This is a genomic window from Aliivibrio sp. SR45-2, from assembly GCF_963890165.1.
Lineage (GTDB): Bacteria > Pseudomonadota > Gammaproteobacteria > Enterobacterales > Vibrionaceae > Aliivibrio > Aliivibrio salmonicida.
In genome coordinates, this window is the sequence record NZ_CAWPRC010000111.1 from 226011 (window position 1) to 244734 (window position 18724).

At 38.8% G+C, this 18724-nt stretch carries 17 protein-coding genes; 5 read left to right on the forward strand and 12 right to left on the reverse strand.

Going from position 1 to position 18724, the window contains the following annotated elements; translation table 11 throughout:
• Positions 1-39: 39 nt before the first annotated feature.
• Positions 40-951 carry a DMT family transporter gene (locus tag AACV33_RS06005; RefSeq protein WP_182699194.1) on the reverse strand — a complete coding sequence of 304 codons (912 nt, stop codon included), beginning with the start codon at positions 949-951 and terminating at the stop codon, positions 40-42.
• Positions 952-1136: 185 nt separating this feature from the next.
• Between AACV33_RS06005 and AACV33_RS06010 the strand changes: the two genes are divergently transcribed.
• Entirely contained in the window at positions 1137-2381 is a 1245-nt protein-coding gene (locus tag AACV33_RS06010) for an NADH:flavin oxidoreductase/NADH oxidase family protein (RefSeq protein WP_182699195.1), read from the forward strand.
• 505 nt (positions 2382-2886) lie between these two features.
• Here AACV33_RS06010 and AACV33_RS06015 read toward each other — a convergent pair.
• Complete coding sequence (locus tag AACV33_RS06015) at positions 2887-3396, reverse strand: GNAT family N-acetyltransferase (protein ID WP_017021149.1); 510 nt, start codon at positions 3394-3396, stop codon at positions 2887-2889.
• 3 nt (positions 3397-3399) lie between these two features.
• The gene (locus AACV33_RS06020) at positions 3400-4572 is read right to left on the reverse strand and encodes a MerR family transcriptional regulator (protein ID WP_017021150.1); all 1173 of its coding nucleotides are present in this window, start codon (positions 4570-4572) and stop codon (positions 3400-3402) included.
• Between the two features lie 418 nt (positions 4573-4990).
• Between AACV33_RS06020 and AACV33_RS06025 the strand changes: the two genes are divergently transcribed.
• Positions 4991-5365 (forward strand): hypothetical protein, encoded by a 375-nt coding sequence (locus AACV33_RS06025; protein WP_182699196.1) that lies wholly within the window; start codon positions 4991-4993, stop codon positions 5363-5365.
• A 74-nt stretch (positions 5366-5439) separates the two neighbouring features.
• On the opposite strand, the gene AACV33_RS06030 is transcribed toward AACV33_RS06025, so the two are convergent.
• The 5 genes from AACV33_RS06030 to AACV33_RS06050 all read right to left on the reverse strand — a co-directional run bounded on the left by AACV33_RS06030 (position 5440) and on the right by AACV33_RS06050 (position 9149).
• On the reverse strand, positions 5440-6378 hold the full coding sequence (locus AACV33_RS06030; protein WP_182699197.1) for a LysR family transcriptional regulator: 939 nt from the start codon (positions 6376-6378) through the stop codon (positions 5440-5442).
• A 21-nt stretch (positions 6379-6399) separates the two neighbouring features.
• Positions 6400-6882: a GNAT family N-acetyltransferase gene (locus tag AACV33_RS06035; protein WP_023602747.1), complete on the reverse strand. Its 483-nt coding sequence runs from the start codon at positions 6880-6882 to the stop codon at positions 6400-6402.
• 103 nt (positions 6883-6985) lie between these two features.
• Positions 6986-7249 carry a hypothetical protein gene (locus AACV33_RS06040; RefSeq protein WP_182699198.1) on the reverse strand — a complete coding sequence of 88 codons (264 nt, stop codon included), beginning with the start codon at positions 7247-7249 and terminating at the stop codon, positions 6986-6988.
• A gap of 367 nt (positions 7250-7616) precedes the next feature.
• A complete protein-coding gene (locus AACV33_RS06045; RefSeq protein WP_017021154.1) occupies positions 7617-8009 on the reverse strand; it encodes a 3D domain-containing protein in 393 nt (130 codons plus the stop codon).
• 189 nt (positions 8010-8198) lie between these two features.
• Positions 8199-9149, reverse strand: a complete 951-nt coding sequence (locus AACV33_RS06050; RefSeq protein ID WP_182699199.1) for a LysR family transcriptional regulator — start codon at positions 9147-9149, stop codon at positions 8199-8201.
• 177 nt (positions 9150-9326) lie between these two features.
• Here AACV33_RS06050 and AACV33_RS06055 point away from each other — a divergent pair, with 177 nt between their 5' ends.
• Together AACV33_RS06055 and AACV33_RS06060 are read left to right on the forward strand one after the other, a co-directional pair.
• A complete protein-coding gene (locus AACV33_RS06055; RefSeq protein WP_182699200.1) occupies positions 9327-10139 on the forward strand; it encodes an enoyl-CoA hydratase/isomerase family protein in 813 nt (270 codons plus the stop codon).
• 151 nt (positions 10140-10290) lie between these two features.
• Positions 10291-11193: a LysR family transcriptional regulator gene (locus AACV33_RS06060; protein ID WP_182699201.1), complete on the forward strand. Its 903-nt coding sequence runs from the start codon at positions 10291-10293 to the stop codon at positions 11191-11193.
• A gap of 87 nt (positions 11194-11280) precedes the next feature.
• Here AACV33_RS06060 and AACV33_RS06065 read toward each other — a convergent pair whose 3' ends face one another.
• Together AACV33_RS06065 and AACV33_RS06070 are read right to left on the reverse strand one after the other, a co-directional pair.
• Positions 11281-12276, reverse strand: coding sequence for an HlyD family secretion protein (locus tag AACV33_RS06065; protein ID WP_065611246.1), 996 nt, complete (start codon positions 12274-12276; stop codon positions 11281-11283).
• Positions 12277-12280: 4 nt separating this feature from the next.
• Positions 12281-12601 carry a DUF3302 domain-containing protein gene (locus AACV33_RS06070; protein ID WP_017021161.1) on the reverse strand — a complete coding sequence of 107 codons (321 nt, stop codon included), beginning with the start codon at positions 12599-12601 and terminating at the stop codon, positions 12281-12283.
• Positions 12602-12957: 356 nt separating this feature from the next.
• On the opposite strand from AACV33_RS06070, the gene AACV33_RS06075 reads away from it, so the two are divergent.
• The gene (locus AACV33_RS06075) at positions 12958-14127 is read left to right on the forward strand and encodes an alpha/beta fold hydrolase (RefSeq protein ID WP_182699202.1); all 1170 of its coding nucleotides are present in this window, start codon (positions 12958-12960) and stop codon (positions 14125-14127) included.
• A gap of 122 nt (positions 14128-14249) precedes the next feature.
• Here AACV33_RS06075 and AACV33_RS06080 read toward each other — a convergent pair whose 3' ends face one another.
• Together AACV33_RS06080 and AACV33_RS06085 are read right to left on the reverse strand one after the other, a co-directional pair.
• Positions 14250-15767, reverse strand: coding sequence for a peptide MFS transporter (locus AACV33_RS06080; RefSeq protein WP_182699203.1), 1518 nt, complete (start codon positions 15765-15767; stop codon positions 14250-14252).
• A gap of 469 nt (positions 15768-16236) precedes the next feature.
• Positions 16237-18606 (reverse strand): cellulose-binding domain-containing protein, encoded by a 2370-nt coding sequence (locus tag AACV33_RS06085; RefSeq protein WP_182699204.1) that lies wholly within the window; start codon positions 18604-18606, stop codon positions 16237-16239.
• Between the last annotated feature and the right edge of the window lie 118 nt (positions 18607-18724).

Here is an 18724-nt window from a genome sequence, read left to right on the forward strand (position 1 = left end):
ATTTGTTATTACCCCAAAATAGCGAATCAAATAAGGTCATTATTTTCTTGATTCACTTTGTTCAGAAATAGAAACAGGCTGTTTACCAAATACATTGATTAGCGCACCCGTAATAATCAAACCACCACCAAGATACGTCCACATTGATGGCATTTCATTAAATACCCAAACACCTAATAACGCAGAAAACACAACCTGAACATAAGAATAGGCAGATGCTTTACCCGCCGCTTGGGTTTGCATGGCTTTGGTCAATCCATATTGTCCAATTTGCGTAAAAATACCGATTAAAATCAGGATCATGGTAAGGAATAAACTTGGCCATACAAAATCATTCCAAATCAGCACACTTGAGATAGGTAACGCTACTAATGGGAAATAAAATATGATCACTGAGCTGTCTTCTGTTTGACTTAATTTTCTCACAATCACATAAGCTATCGAGCTTCCCAACGCACCACATAACGCAAGTATCACGCTAAAAACAGGTAATTCATTCGAGCTTCCACTGCTCATGCCTGGTTGAACCATAACAAACAAGCCAACAAGACAAAAAGCAATGCATATCATGGTTGATTTTTGAATATATTCTTTCAAAAACAATACGCCAAGTAATGCCGTAAATATAGGGTGAACATATTGCAATATCGTCGCTTCCGCCAAAGGTAAGGTTGTCACCGCATAGTAAACACACATAAGCGCAACTGTGCCTACCGAACCACGAGCAAGAAGTAAGGGTTTATTGTGCCCCCATATCGAAATTCCTTTCCGTTTCACATCTAAATAACTAATGGTCAAAGAAACAAGAGCCCTCGCTGCAACAATTTCAAATACTGGAATGCCATCATTACTCACATATTTTACGCACGCCGACATAAGCGCAAATCCAAGAGCAGAAAGAAACATAAATCTAACCCCTACCGGGATCAGTGAAAAAGAAAACGTAGGCATAAGAACAACAATCAAATTTAGGAGGTAGTGAATGATAACGCAATTTACTCATCGCACCCAAAGCTCTTGTTCAATCAAATAGACATCGACGCTATGTTCTCAGAGACGCTAGATACTCGGAACCATCAATAAAATAGGGCATACTTAACTCATCATACAAAAAGAATATAACAGTAAGAGCAAACATGAATTCAATTACTCTCAGTAATCCTTTTACCCTTTCTAAAGGCCAAGTCATTAAGAATCGTCTGTTCAAATCGGCGATGAGTGAGCAACTTGGCGATAAGCAACACAACCCTACTTCTGACTTAGCGACCCTATATCAGCGTTGGGCCAACGGTGGTATTGGTTTATCTATTACTGGCAACGTAATGGTAGATAGAAGCGCACTTGGCGAGCCTAAAAATGTAGTTTTGGATGAGAAAAGTAACTTAGCATTATTTAGTGAATGGGCAAATGCAGGCAAACAAAACGACTCACAAATATGGATGCAGCTTAACCATCCCGGTAAACAAATTCCTAAATTCTTATGCGCTGATCCTGTGGCCCCATCTGCACTATCATTAGGCCGTGGATTAGAAAAAAGCTTTAATACTCCGCGAGCACTGAACGATAGCGAGATCCATGACATTATTAATAAATTTGCCCTCAGTGCAAAATTGTCAAAACAAGCGGGCTTTAGCGGCGTACAAATTCATGGGGCTCATGGTTATCTTGTCAGTCAATTTTTATCCGCAAGACACAACCAACGCGATGACAAATGGGGTGGTTCGTTAGAAAACCGCCTTCGCTTTGTACTGGAAGTATATCGTGCCATTCGTAAAGAAGTTGGCGATGATTTCCCAGTTGGAATTAAACTTAATAGTGCTGATTTTATGAAAGGCGGCTTCACTGAAGAAGAGTCGATGCAAGTTGTGCAAACTCTGAGTGATAACGGTATCGATTTGATCGAAATCTCAGGCGGAACTTATGAGAGTCCATCAATGATGGGAGATAAAGATAAACAAGCGCCAGTAAAAGAAAGCACCATTAAACGTGAAGCTTATTTTATGGATTACATGGAAAAAGTGAGAAAGCTAGTGAGCACACCGTTAGTCGTTACTGGTGGATTTCGTTCTGCACAAGCGATGAATGAAGCATTAAACACCTCAACAACCGATTTTATTGGCATTGCACGAACCATGGCAGTTGATCCTGATTTTCCTAATAAACTCATTGAAAACCCAAACCATGGAATGCCGCTAACCGTACCGACGACAGGCAAACCTGCGCTTGATAAAATAGGAATGGTTGGATTGGTGTGGTACGAACACCAAATGTGGCGCATTGCCGCAGGGAAAAATGCCGATCCTAAATTAAGCGCGCTTGGTGTGGTGTTTAAAACGATCTTAAGTGCAGGCTGGCACGCGTTTAAAAAGCGCAGAGCGTAGGTTGTAAAGCACATGAAATAACAGAACTTTGATTCATTGAATTTATACAAACAGTAGCGAATACAACAGAATCCAAATAATCCAGAAGTGGGGGGGATCATCTTCTAGAGAATATTCATCCTCACCAACAGTGCTTCTAGATATACAACGGTCGGTGATAATCTCACTCGTTATTGCCCCATTTCGAGTTAAAGCAATTGCTCAATGGCAGATCGTGCTGCTGAAATCATAAAACTTTCCCTCATGACTGGTAGCTAAAGAACCGTACTTAAATACTCCCAGAACTGCGCAGAAAAAGGTCTTCGTATCCAAACTCCAACCGTGAATGAATATAAGTGATGTTGTCACTCTCAATAGCACGATATGCCATTTGTTCTGCTTCATTTGATATAGCAAAACCAACCTTAGATACTGCGTTATTATCTAAAGCATTCACACCATTTACTGAATGAAGGACAACAATATAACTGTCAAAATAAAACGAATAATAATTTCTCTTTATTTATTATTCGTCAAAGAAAGCAGAGTGGTAAGCCACTTCTCCAGTTGGAATCTTATGAGCTAGCGATAGAGCAAGGAAATACTCTGATGGAACCCCTGGCAGTATAAGATTTGATTGTGGCTCAAATCCAAATCGGCCATAATATTTTGGCTCACCCAGTAACACCACCCCCTCAACACCTTGCGCTTTAAGTTGTGATAAACCTTCACGAATAAGTGTACCACCGATACCTTCACCTTGACGCTCAGGGATCACGGATACAGGGCCTATGCCATACCAAAAAGAGTCTTCTCCATTTACACAAATCGGTGAAAAAGCAATATGACCAATGATGCCAGTGTCATCTTCAGCAACTAGAGATAGTGTTAATGCTTTAGCGTCACGTAACCTATTGATGATCAGGTGTTCTGTTGGCTTAGCTTCTGGTTCATGATGTGGATGATTCTTAAACGCTCGATAAGTAAGTGATTCAATTTCAGTAATGTCTGAATTAGTTTCTGCTCTAATTTTCATATTTTAACCTTTGTTTTTTAGTACAAATACTTGGTAACCATATTGACCTAAGTATTGAGCATGTATCTGTAGTTCTTTGCGTAAGTCAGTGAGTGCATTGGAAATGAAGTCCTCATCTTCAACCTGAGTGATCTTTTGTTGCAACGGTTCTAGGTAGTTGCGCCATGACTGCTCACTCTGTGTAAAGCTATCGATAACCTCATAACCTGCTTTCACCATTTCTTTAATCCGTTGCTCACTCGTCGTCATTTCTGGATAGTTTTGTTGCCAAAATTCTACGGCTTCGGCATCTGGATTATCAGTTAACCAAACCAAATCACTAAGAATTAAGTAGCCATCGCTTTTTAGAAATGACTTCCACTCTTTTAGTGCTTGTTTGACTCCCATAATATAGGCACTGCCTTCTGCCCAAAGCACATCAAATTCCCCCTTAGAAAATGGTATGGCCATCATGCTGGCACAAGTTGTTGTTATTCGATGTTCAAGAACGTTTTCTTTAATTTTCTTTTTAAGGCAGCTTAAACCATACTCATCATTATCGAGTGCTGTTAAATTAAAAGTTGAGTTTTTAGCCAAAAAAGTTGTTGTGACTCCTTTACCACAGCCAATCTCAAGTACATCGCCAGATCTAATTGGTATCGATCTTAGTGCTTTAAGAGAGTCGCCATCATCACCGGGTCCCAGTAAGTCTAGCCCTAGGAAAATAGCTTCAAAATCAGCCATGTATTGTTCATGTTTATTCATATCTTTGGACAACCATTTTAGTCTCAGTGCCTGTTTTTCACTAAAGCCCTGTTTCATTAACCATTCTAGGTGTGCTGACGGAGCTTCTTTTTCTATTGACTGGTGCCAGTCCTTCATAGAGTTCATTCCAAGCATTGAGGAAAGAAGCTCTCTTGCTTTTTGTTTTTGAGCGATGTCTTCATTCAATACATTAAGTCTATGAAGTAGCAGCTCTCTGTCGATTTGAGCCTTCAAGCATGCTTGACACTCTTTTAAGGTTAGTCCGCCAGCTTGTAGTTGCTGTAATAGTTTTACACGTTGAACATCTTTGTCGGTATAGCAGCGATACCCATTGCTCTGCCGTATGGCAGAAATCAATTTGAGTTTTTCGTAATAAAGCAAAGTCGAACGGCTCAATCCAACTTTTTGTGCCAATTCAGAAATACGATACATGGATTCCCCTCTCATTTATGAGTGAACTATAAACTATGAAGCTTTAGACAGGTCAATATTTATTTTGGCAGAAATTTGAAAATAATCTTGGTAGTCAGAATGATTTCGAATAACGTGCAGGCTCACTACGCCTACTTAAATCTGCATGAATGTTGGGTTTGAGAAGGCTGTTGTCAATATATCCTGAGCTTAAATTTAGATTATAGTGTTGTGATTTTGTGGTTTTTTTAACGATTATTTAGATGAACACCTAAGGGTGTAAGACACAAATTGTTTAATGAAAAATTGAAAATTATATTTTCGGCCTCCGGCCCTTATGCTATAAAGGTTTCCTAACCTTTCAATCTAACCTTAAGTTACGTGTGTTTGCCCGAAAACACGCATAATCTTGCTATACAACACTCAAAGAGAGTTACCCATGACTAATTTTCAATATTACTTTCAACAACTGCCTTGTTTTAACTGTAAAAAAACCAAAGTAAACACGGATCTTGGCTGGTTAACGGCGGCGATGAAAGAGGATGTCGTAGCACAAGCGGCTGCAATTATCGCGCAAGAAGGCATTGAATCAGAGCTTTCAGTAAACGTGACTTGCACTAAAGACGAAGCTCGTGATTACTTATTGCTGAATTTTTATGGTTATTCAGAAGAACAACTAGCGGATCAAGTAAAAGCCGAAGATGAAAAAGAAGTAGCGGATGAAATAGCAGAGCTATTGGCAGAAGGTAACGATACCGCAATCTTTGAGCACGAAATCGCACTACAAAGCTGTACTGAGTGTAACATTGATTAAGCGTTAAATTAGGCGTTAGCAGAGGAGAATTTGCTAACGTCTTTTCGTGTCTTCCATTTTTAGTTCTACCCAATTCAAATATTAATCGTACGTAAATGGCCATGACCCGCGTCATACGTCTCTTTTAAATGCTGTTGTAACAGTAAGAAACTTTGCTCTCTGAACCAACGATGAGCAGAGTCATTCTGGTATTTACTGTGCCAAAGTAAATAATAACTATGCAGTGGAAGCTCAAACGGCAACGGTTGAATTGTGATTGGTAATTTATCGGAAAATTGACCCGCGATATGCAGCGGTGCCGTCACAAGCGCATCTGTTTGGCATACAAGTTCTATGGCAGAAGTAAATGATGGAGTCTTTGCGAGCACTTTTCTTTTTTTCTTATGCTGCTGAAATAACTCACCAACGTACTGCTTCATTTCTCGTAATCCATGAACTAATACATGCTTTGATTCAAAGTAAGCCTGTTGGCTCAATGGCTGATTGGCTAAGGGATGTGAATTAGACATGATGATCACGTACTCATCATCGATCAGTTTCTTTCCATAAATGTTTTCTGGAAAATGATCCAACGTGGAGGCCACTAACTCAATTTTACTCTCTGAGAGCGCTTGAATGTGTTGCTCTTGCCAAAGTTGACCGTATAAGGATGCATTAGGTGCGTGAGCCACTATTTCTTTGCATATAACGGGAACAATGGATTCAGAAAGAAAGGCGGTGTAAGCCAGTGTAAACTCTCGGGTGCATTCTTTAGGAGAGAAAACCTCTACGTCATATAAGTCATCAAGGGTAGCCAATATTGATGGCAGTTTTTTCAGCAATGTCTCACCTTTTTCACTCACGACAAACTGGTTTCCCTCCCGAATCAAAATAGGATCATTAAAGGCGGATCTTATTTGAGTTAAGGTTCTGCTCATTGCTGATTGCGTGACGTTTAATCGCCTCGCAGATTCAGTCAAACTTCGAGTCTGTAGCAATGTGTATAACGGGCGTAGCAGTTTGTAGTTATTCATACCTCATCCTTGAGTTCTTATTTACAGCTGTTTTAGCATCCAAACATCACATGCACCATGAAGCGTGTCTTCAAGTGGTTGCGGTAAATGTTCAAAGCCTAGTTTTTCGTACAATCGCACTGCCGCGACCATATTGGAAAGCGTATCAAGGTAGCATTGAGTAAACCCTTGTTCTTTACCAAACGCTAGACACGCGATAGCAAGTTGCTTTCCAAGACCGAGCCCTCTGCTCTCTTCAAGCAAGAACAGCTTTTTCAATTCACAGGTATTCTCATCATTACCAAAGGGGGCAAGGCCACAGCCACCGACGACTTTTCCATCCAATAACGCGACCAAATAATGACTGCGGTTTTCTTTAGTATAAGACAAACTCATTGCATCCACTTCGGCATCCGATGGACCAAAGCCCTCACCGACGGCTCCGTATTCTTCGCCTACGCATTTAATAACACGGCTTAACTCTTTGTTATGCTCTGCTGACACTTCTACTATTTTAAGGCTCATAATTGCTCTCTTAGGATCGATAACTCATATCGAAAATGTGGCTAACTCAACAAGTGTATCTCTATATTTTATTGATATTGTATTCACCATTATTTAAAGCTGATTACTTGTGCTTGGTTTGTGTTAACAACGCTTGCTGAGGAACCATTTGCTGCTTACTGAGCTCTTCCGCTTTCAACTCTAAATAACGTTCTCTCTCATTATAACGCTTGGTAGAGTCTGTATTTCTCAGCGGTTCTTTCATTTCATTTTGTCGTTGATTTAATATCCGCTCTTGCACATCCATTTTAAGCTGCATGCTTGGAACCGCTGCAACCGTGGTCGATAGCATTAACGCCGTTAATAAAAAATAGGTTCGTACAGCCATAACATTCACCTTTGTATCACTCATTTTGTTTCGATGAATTAACTATAAGGTGACACAGCAATGATTAAAAATCACATTAACTCATGCAAGTCATGATTTAAAGTCAAACCCATTATTTACGTCTTACCACCCTATCAATTGGCAAAATTCGGGATGTTCAACTCCAAAAATCGTAGAACACTCTCCGATAGTTGACTTTACAACAGCAATAAATAACGTGGTTTAATGGGATTGTTTTAGTGTGGATACACGGTATAAAATAAATAGATAACGAGGATGTGAGTTATCGTTGAGGCATTAAAAAATAAAAAGTGACATCACTAAGATGTCACTTTATGAAGATAATTAAAATTTATAGTAGCAAAGTTTACGACTTATCTTCTTTCACTGTCCAATAGATGACAACGTCTTGCTTGCCCCATTGTCTTGCTTTTTCAACATCGTTGCCCATGTAAATATCAATTTTCTTTTTCCAGCGCTTATTCATTTTATCCAGAACAAGGTATGTACCTTCAAACCCTTCGATTCTCACTTCTTGATTATGAGTAAGCCCCATATCAATAAGATCTCTCGACACTGCAATTGACTTCATTCCTGGCTTAAGCGTATCACCCCAAGCAGCAAGGTTTGGCGTCGAATCGGTTTCTCCAACACTTGAAGTATATGCACTGGCCGTCACTTTGAGTGACTGTTCACCACCTCCGCAGCCAAATAGTGACGTCATACTAAGTGCAGCAAGAAGATAAAAACGAACTTTCATAATAGTTTATTCCTTTAATTGATGAATAGATTGTCTGTGTTACTTTACCCGTATTCTTAAAAATTTACTTTACACATAAAGGAGTTCAATATCCTTTTTTAGAGTAAGTATCAAGGTTAAGAAAACTTAAGACCATAATTATTCTCTGTTTTTCAGTCACATAGTTAATATTTTAAATATCAAACCAAATTACTTCTTACCCCCATACAGCTTTGCAAAGTTCGGAATATTTTGTTCCCACACCGGTGAATCCTCTCCAATAATTGACTTTAAAACATCAATAAATAGCTTGGTTTTAATGGGTGCATCTCGATGTGGGTACACGGCATAAAAAGTGCCAAAGTCCTCAAGATTCAAATGCGTCATGATCGGTATAAGCTTACCTTCAATGATTTCATCCTCAATCATTTGTGCGGTAACAACTGCTAGCGTATTTCCTGCCAGTGCGCTTTTTACTACCATTTCAACATCATTGACTTTGTAAGCGGTATTTAGATGAAACTGCTGCTCAATATCGTTCTCATCAAGATAATTGAATTTATTAATGAATAATCCAGGCGCGGCATAAATCGTCGCTGGCAGTGATTCTAATTTTTCAATTGTCTCTATCTGACCGTGTTCCTGAATGAAATCTGGAGAGGCGACAATTAATAAACGACTTCGGGCAATCTTACGAGAAATTAAACTCGAGTTCTTTGGCTTACCAATACGAAAGCCAATATCAAAGCCCTCTTGCACGATATCAACGACTCTATCTTCTAATCTCAGCTCGCATTTCACATCAGGGTACTGTTTCTGAAAAACAGAAATTGCATCTTGAACGTACTGACGACCAAACATCATTGAGCTAGTGATCTTTAATATCCCTCTTGGCTCTGAATGGTAGTTTTGCGCCAAGCGATGCGTGTTATTCAACAATTCACGTAATTGCGTCGCTTGGTTCACCATCTCATTGCCTGCCGCCGTTAACGACAACGAACGAGTGGTGCGATTAAGTAACCGAACCCCTAGTTCCTCTTCTAAACGACTTATCTGTTTTGAGATAACAGAGCGATCTAGGTTCTTTTGCTCGGCAACATTAGTAAAAGAGCCAAGCTCTGTCACTTCAAGCAATAACAGTAAACGATTAGAAAAATCCATATGAGCCTCATGAGAATAGATAAATATACATTGGTGCAATATTAGCATCAATATTATGCTATTAACGGTATTTTTCTCATCTAATAGATTGTTTATAGTTATCTCACTAACGGAGAGGACGCCCTTTCAACGTTACTATATTTGACTAGCCGATAGGCGATTTAGAGGAAGTACATTATGAAAACATTATCAATCACTAACCAAAATGGCATCGCAACCGTTGCTATCAACAACCCACCAGTGAATGTGTTGACCATTAATCTAATCAACGAAATTAATGAGTTTGTGCTTTCTTTAAAAGACGACCGAGATACGAAAGTGGTTGTATTTAAATCACTGCATGAAACGTTCTTTTTAGCGCACCTTGATCTTAATGTGATTAACGGCACTCAAGGTGGTCAAGCGGCATCTATTGAGTTCAACCACATGATCATGAATATCAAGGCGATGAAACAAGTGTCTGTTGCCTTAGTTGATGGCGTAGCTCGTGGGGGCGGTAATGAGTTTGTTATGGCGTGTGATCTTGCTTATGCCACTGAGAATGCTGCATTTGCTCAACCAGAAGTTCACGTAAATATTCCAACTGGTGGTCAGGGTGCGGTGCAATTTGCAAGAAGAATGGGTAAAAACAAAGCATTACAAGCTCTGCTATTGGGTAACGATTTCACTGCACAACAAGCTGAAAACTTAAACATCATTACTCAATTTGTACCTAAAGCAGAAATGGAGGCATTTTTAGCCATGACGCTTGGGGTAATTAGTAGCTTAGACATTCGTAATATCGTGATGTACAAAGAAATCATCAGCACGTCAATTAAAGACGAAGACGCAGGTGCAGAGCTAGAATTACGCTACTTCTTAGAGCGTGCTAAAGAGCAAAAAACAGCGAGCATTATCTCTGCGTTTCTAAAACACGGTGGTCAAACTGAGCGTGAAGCAAAAGACATTCAAGGGATTTTTGTTGATACGGCGGCTGAACTGTCTGAATAAAGTTACGTTATGCCCATAGTAGCCGTCGTATTGACGGCTACTTTTGATGATACAGCCAAGACAATGTTAAAGAAGACATTTACCCGTGTTTTTATATCGGGAATGAACTACTCTCTTTAAGTATAAAGTCAAATATACAAAGAGGATAACGATGGATTTAAACCTGCTTAAAACATTTGATGCAGTGATGAAATCAAAAAGTGTTAATGCAGCCGCGGAAGCACTAAACGTGACGCCCCCAGCGGTAAGTCACGCGTTAAATCGCTTACGAGAGCAATACCAAGATACCCTTTTTATCCGTCAAGGCAGAGGAATTACCCCCACTAGCTTTGCCTTAGAACTGCATAGTGAAATTCAAGGTCCTCTTAATCTTCTCATCAACGGTTCAAAATCTCGTTTAGAGTTTGAACCAAAAAATAGTCAGCGTACCTTTCGTATCTCTAGTCATAAAGATATTGATTTACTGATGGTGCCAACGTTAGTCAAATATAAAGAACAACATGCCCCGAATATAACCATCGATGCCGATATAGAACATTTAAATGAACAGGATAGACAAAATGCTCTCCGTAACAGAAGCGTTGATGTTATCTTAGCGACCGTACCACTGACCGATCATGGTTATATTAATCACGTTTTATTTGAACAAGAGCTAGTCGTAACAGCAAGCAAAAACCATCCAAGAGTAAAAGACATTCTAACGATGGAAGACTTCATGAATGAAAGCCATCTTATGTGGAAAACACAGCGATTAAATACGAATACGCTTGATTCTTTAGTTATTGAAAATAATCTTCCAGAAAGAAAAGTGGCTTATAGAACAGGCTCAACAACGACAGCACTTATGTTAGCGTCAGAAACGGACTGGTTATGTGTCACCAGTCGATGGCATGCAATTAAAGTTGCAGAGAGTTTTGGTTTGAATATATTTCCTGTTCCTTTTGAAACAAATAAAATCCCCGTTTATATGACATGGCATCAAACTCAAAAAAACGATACTGGTCACCAGTGGCTGCGAGAAGCCATCATTAACTCTGTTCCTAAAAAACCATAGTACTTAGTTATTATTCATCATTACTGCCTATAAAAAAGGCGACACTATGATTGTAGTCTCGCCTTTAATATTAGATCGATTGGTTATTTATCCCTCAAATACCCAATTCTCCCAACTTTGCATTCTAAGTATGACTTTACGTACAAGACTGAACATTTCCCATTTTGGTGAATACACCGCGACATGAGCATCAGTTCCCGAAGGGATTGGCATTCCATCCATCAAAGATGGGTTGTCTAGCTCTAACTTGACTAAAATCCGACCACCTTGGCTAATGTTTTCAGGAGCCAGCATAACTCCTGATGGAGCAATTGCACCTTGCGCTATAATATTATTTATTTGAACAACATGCGCTTTATAGGCGTGTCCGGGGATCGTATTAAAGGTAACTTCGGCAGGATAACCTTTCTTAATATATCGAGCAGGAGACTGCTTAAATGCTGCAAATAACTGTTTGTCCTCTTTGTGAACAAAGACAAGATTACCTTGAAAAGGAACAATTCTACTTTTCATTCCGGGTCTTAAAGCGACTTGCGTAACATAACCATCAGTAGGAGCAACCACCGTTGTGTGCTCCAAATTAAATTTAGCCAAATCAAGTTGCGTTAAGTATTTATTTTTATTCGCTTTTTGTTGTAATAATTGAGATTTAATATCATCGATACTTTCTTGAGAAGAAAATCCTTTCGTTCCTAATTTTTTATATCTAGCAAACTCGGCTTGGTAAAAATCAATCGCTGAATCTGTACGTTTGATATCACTTTGAACTCTATTCACTTTATCTTGAAAAGGGGTTTTATCTATTTGATATAAAGGATCTCCGGCTTTTAGTTCTTGATTACCCTGAACAAATACTTTGGTTACTAAGCCCTCAACTTGCGAGGTAATTGGCGTCGTCACACTATAAAGTCTCGCCATACGGGATACAGGTTGATACATCGCCATGTATAAAAATATCCAACCAACAAGGAACAGGCCAATGACAGAAGCCGTTGTAATCGTCCATTTATTTCTCGGAAGATTACAAACTTTAAATATGATGATACATAAAGCGATGTAACTTAATATGATGATTGTTTCCATCTTTTTACCCCTTACTATTCTTTTCTAATTCGTCAAGGCGGGCAACTAAAGATGAATAATCTTCTGATGACACACTTTTTCTCTCACCTAACCACTCTTTTTTCTCACCGTTATACATCGTTGCCCAAATCCACAAAAACGGCCACAGAACATGAAGAAAAAACAAACTAACCCAACCCGCTACATGTATTGCGTCAGCATGAGGGTGATCTCGCTTAAGAGCCATCTCATAAGGGATATCATGCACAATAATTAAGCCGTAAATAAGTATTAATAAAACAGCAAAAAGTATCCCTAACGAGGCGTAGTCTAAAAATAGGTTCATATCATTCCTCTAGAATTGTTTATTGATTACCTTCATTGAGGTCTTTGATTTACTTATGTCGTAATTCAGGTTTAAATATTAGCGACTACGGCGATGGGTAACTATTGATTAAGCTTTAAATGTGGATTTAGCTCTGTTTAATTCTCAATCTTTATTATTCATGGCTACCAAGAAAAATTTAATAATAAAGATCGGGCAATCCATTCAAGTCCTATTAATAAAGCTTATAATTTGCTATATGACGGTTTAATGATGCGTTGATGCAATGGCAAGAGCACGCCAATTGAAGATATCGCTTCTTGAATCCTTAATTTATCAACAACAGAATAAGATTAATCATAATTTAAGGAATCATCGTGCGTAAATTCATTATGTATTTAACTGCGCTCAGTTTACTGTTGCTTGCTCTTGTCGGGTGCTCAGCGTTCTCCAATAGCCCCAAACCTTTGCATTTATCTGAACAGTATTACAATTATCTTCAGCCCTCATTTGATCAGTACTTAGCCGAAACCAAAGATTGGCTCTCTGAACATCGCGCTTTTATCTCTGATGATCATGAAAAAGAATTAACAATGAACATGCCTTTTGAGCGTGGTAATACAAAATCGAAAAAAGCAATTCTACTGGTGCATGGATTAGGAGATTCTCCATACAGCTTTAGTGATCTTGCGACTACATTTGCTAAGCAAGGGTTTTATGTGCAAGTTCTTTTGCTTCCGGGGCATGGAAGTAAACCAGAAGATATGCACTTAACGACATATCAAGACTGGCAAAATATTGTTGACCATTACGCTAATCTACTTAAAAAAGACTATCAAGAAGTGTGGCTAAGTGGGTTTTCAACTGGCGCTAATTTAACGGCGATTCATACATTAAATAATGGAGGGATTGATGGTCTTGTCTTTGTCTCTCCCGGTTTTGAATCACTAAATCCTACATTAGAAAAACTAAGTTCAGTCGTTTCTGTATTTTGGGATGGTATATCAAAAAAAGAAAATAATTTTGCACGATACAGCTCTATATCCATGCACGGTATGGCTCAATACTCCGACAGTGCCGTTGCATTTAGAAATACGATCGCCAATAAAGAAATTACCGTACCTACCTTAATTGCCATTAGTGAAGCAGATAGTATTATTAATTCACAAGCAACCACGGGATTTTTCGCAGATAAGTTTGTAAACCCTAACAGTCAATTGATTTGGTATGGCGATCAACAAAGCCTACTAATAAAGCAACGAACTCAAGCCTACCCGATGACGTTAGATACGTTACACATCAGCACCGCATCACATATGAGCCCATTATTTTCGCCCAACAATAGTTATTATGGGAAAAAAGCAGAAAAGCTGATCTGTACAAATAGTTTAGACGACGAACAAACCCAATCCTGCAAGCAAGGAGAAAATGTGTGGTTCTCTGCATGGGGTTATCAAGAAGAAGGAAAGGCTTATGCTCGACTCACATGGAACCCATATTTTGACAATTTAGAGAATGAAATCAATAGATTGGTGCAGATAAATTAAGGTGTAATTGCATAGGATAATTACCCTGAATTACAAAAAAAAGATCTTATCTATTTTTCATAAAAAAGGGCAACATTCGCCCTTTTTATTTTGGATAATTAAACAGTATTCGTAATTAAAGACTAATTCTGAGCTTCAGGCTTCATTGATGCTCCCGCTTTTTCTTCTGCCTCTAACGCTTCTCCACGAGCGATTAACCTTTGAATCACTTTAGATAATCCTAACGTCAATACCGCCATAAACGCCGCCACTTGCGCTAGCATATAAAAATAACTGGTATATACCGTCTCCACCACTTCTGGGGTAAATACGATGTCTTTAGGTAAAGCGATTTTTGTTGCTATCACAGCCGCTAATATTCCACTTAATGAGATAGCCACAGCACGTAATCCAATCGAGAAGGCTGCAAGATAACGCGGTACCATTTCAAAAATGAATCCAGCGCCTAATGCACCAACGATAAGCTCTGCACCTGATTGGAAAAAGTGAACAAATAAAATCCAGTCTGCTGAGATTTTTCCATTTTCTCCCATTGTGCCCGCAGAAAATCCCAACAAAGCAAATGCAATAGTGGTTAACATAAATGCGCCGGCAATTTTAGTTGGAATCGTTGGTGAGTAGCCTTTGCGATCTAACCATGCGTACAGTTGGATCATTGGCCCACCAAGCACAAAACACCATAGCGGATTAAATGCCATGTTCGATTCAGGGTGAATAGGAATAAAGCCAAGTAAGGTGTCATCCATTAAATTAATCGCATACATGTTCATTGAGGTAAACATTTGACCATAAAAGAAATAGAACACGATTAAGATACAAACGGTAATAAGCACTGCCACCATTTTATATTGAAATGCACGGGTCGCTTTTGTTATCTCATAAATGAAGTAACCAATAGCGCCAAAACCTAATGCATAAAGAATGTATTTACCCGTATCAAGATTTGAGAATATCCAAAATATTAAGCCAAGCATTGCTGCTGAACCCGAAAAAAATAACACCCATGTTTTTACTGATAATGGTGCTTTATCTAAATCATTACCGACACTTGCAAGCTCTTTACGATACTTATAAAAGAGAACCAAGTTGAGCGCCATTAATATTGCAGATACAAAGAAAACACCTTGGTATGCGAGATAAGTGATTAAAAAAGGAAAAAGGTATTTAGCAGAAAAAGAACCAAGATTATTAATTGAATAGTTAACCGTAAGACCTTGTTGAAAGGATTCACGGTTAGTTTCAGAATAGGAGTTACCAAACAGCACCGTTGGACAAGTAGCAGATAAACCACGAGCAAAACCAATTAATGCAATAGCTAAAATACTCATTGGAATATTAAGTTGGCTTGCCCCAATACCGAGTAATAAGAACCCCACTAAATAAACCGCATAACCAATATAAACGGCACGAAACGCACCTATAAATTTATCCGCTAGAAAACCACCAACAGCTGAAAATACAGGACCAACCGCACCAAAGGCGCCCATCATCATAATGGTATCGGCTTCACTGTAATTAAGATCATTGAGGAAGAATTTGGTTAAAAGAACAAAAGCACCATAGAAAGCGGCACCCCATAAAAATTGTCTAAAAATTAGAACCTTAGCTATCGTGGGAAATCGTGCATTATTGTCTTGCATACTGCTACTCCAGAATCATAATGACATTATTAACACTTACTTTTTGCAAGTGTATTTTGTCTTTATATCATCTGCGTGTTCCTCTATTTGATACACAAATCTCAAATTTAACCGTCAAATCTTACGTTATTTATATAATGCGATCTAAACCCTAAATTGACCTACTTTTAACTGACATTAATATTAAATGTAGGGTTATATTTATAAAAATTATAAATTTGCGGTTTTATACGCTAGTGATAGTTAATTATCTTATCAAGGGTTCTACTTTTTAATTACGCCATTATATAGTGATAAACTTACTGCTATTACTCATATATCAGGTGCCAATTACAGTTTAACGAGAGAGTAAATTCAATTATTTTGGATTGTTGTAAAAAACATATCCCAAAAAATAACCCCACTTAAAAAAGCGGGGTTTTTAATTACTATCAACCAATCTTTACTGACTGATTGCATTCAATATAGCTTATTGTGGATTAAGACCTAATTTTTCTAACACTAACTTAAAGTTAGCTTGGCGTTCTTTAATATTATGAACATCACCAGTCGAACAAGTCGCGTCAGGACAACCACGGTTTACAATACCAGAAACATCATCAATAAATTGAGTCCCTTTCAAGCCACTATCAACATATTTTTTAATTTCATTGTAGTAGTTCCAATCGGCGTATTGCCCCCCCTCATCTGAATAAGCTTGTACTGAGGTTACCCAGTAAAACAAGCCTGCAATCCATTTAATTTCTTTATTCTCTTCAGAACTACAAATCAACCCTGGATTCGAACATAGATCAAGATCTGCATATAATGGGTTTGTCGGTGGCGCTTCAACCGTTATGCCATCAATAGTTTTGCCAATCGTCTCAGGATCCACGTGTGAACGTCCTAAATAATGGTTCAACGTACCGAAGTTCTGACGACCAGTGGTTTGAATAACACCTCGGCCCCACCAACCACAACCCTCCACACTTTCTTGGCTACTGCCGTCCCATAGGAAAGTACCCGCTTTTTGACCAACGTAAATTTTACATTCGTCACGCTCCCATACTTGTTTAGAGGTATCGACTTTATCAGGCACAACGTTACAGTGACCACTGTTTGTCCAACGACCAACGCTACCATTAACAAGAAGGCCACGCTCTTCTAATACTGCATCAGGAGCAGCAAAAACTGGAGCTGGAGCGCCGTACCATTTAGCGTGTGTTAAAGCACTGACTTCCATCTTGTTATCACGAGGACAAGAATAAGCAAAGTCTAAACCTGAAACCGGATTAACACCGTAATCTGCGTATTTTTGTCCAAGCTGACCACAACTCGCAGACATCGGATAGTCTGTTGGAGCACCATATTTCACTTCAGACCAGTTATTTTCGTCACAAGCATTGTAGCGAATAGTCTCTTGCATACTTTGAGCTAAGAAAGCAGCGATCGCGACTTTTGCATAAATGATGTTGATAGCATCATCCACTTCATCACTCAGTAGCCAGAACTTATTGCCTGCAACACCGATATTGTGCATTGCATTTAGACCATCAAGGAAGTCTGGCCATTTATACACGGTCGATGGAACCCACTGGGATTGCGGTGTTTCATATAAGAACACTTCGTTATTCATCACATCGGTAACATTCGTTAACTCGCTGTTCAATGCTTCAATACGTGTTAATGAGCCTTTTTCTAACTCTGCTCCAACATAATATAGAGGCACTTTCGCACCTTGGTAACGTTCAATTTTAGTCGTTAAATCAGCGCTATCTTTGTCAAACAAAATAGCAAAAATATTACTGTACGCCGCTTTACGAATTTGTTGATCATGAGTGAGGTCACCCATGAAATAGGTAGCGGCTTGCGCTGTTGGAATATTTGCCAACATAGCTGGAGTCTTCATGTAATCGGTGACTTGTTTCACATACTCAAGTGCACTGTGCCATTGAGCATTTGACAATGCCGTTGTTGCGCTTGATTTAGTGAAAACAACAAAATCAGCTTTAGTTGCTGTTGTTACTTTATAAAGCTCTAATTTATCAAGTAAATCTGCGGTGTAGTTAGAGGCTGCATTCCACACAGATTGTCTGCCTGAATGCGTATCGTAAGCAAAATCACCAATACTTAAAGACCATCCAAAACTCGCTTCTGGCGCAACCGTTGATATGATGAGATTATGAGCTTGAGCCCAACCCTTCAGGTCATTGCTAAGTGCATTTACTTGAGTTATATCGATTTTACTACCCGTAATATCAACCGCGTTTGTTAGCGCTTCCTTAACCGCAATATTATCTATAAATTGGCCTTTATCTTGTATCGCTTTATCAAGCACATCACTACTGATAATAATTGATGAAGAACCTGCTTGTTCTAACATTTCAATGATAGATACAAACGCATTAGTTAGTTTATTTACATCAGCTAACTCTGTACTGCTACTTGTTTCAATCGTTAACGTCATCGGTGCCATTGACGATGGACTAGTAACAACAAATGTATTTGGCCAACCAGTGACTTCTAGACGAATAGGATCCATCGGATTTGGTAACGAAAGAACCGGAGCTGTACCTGGATCTGAGCCATCACAATTTAGATGAAGTGCCCATGAACTATCACTACCTGGTGTCGTTTGTGTCCAGTAAACCGCAGAATAAGCGATACTGTTATGAACCATAATGTCACCGCTTGTTGCATGATCACCACGTGTCCAGTCTGGATAAATATTGAAGCCCTCGCATAATCCACCTAAAGCAAAAGGAACAACGCTAGAGGTCTGATTTTCATCAGAAGCATATACATAACCACTAAGCATCACGCTCAATATTGCAGCTGTTATTTTATTTATTTTTTTCATAATTTAATTCTTTCCATGTTCACACATTTCAATAGATCAAACATCTGATCCTCAGTGATGATTGACCGTTGCACTCCGTGCAATTTTCTTCAAATCATTATTAATGTATGTAACATAG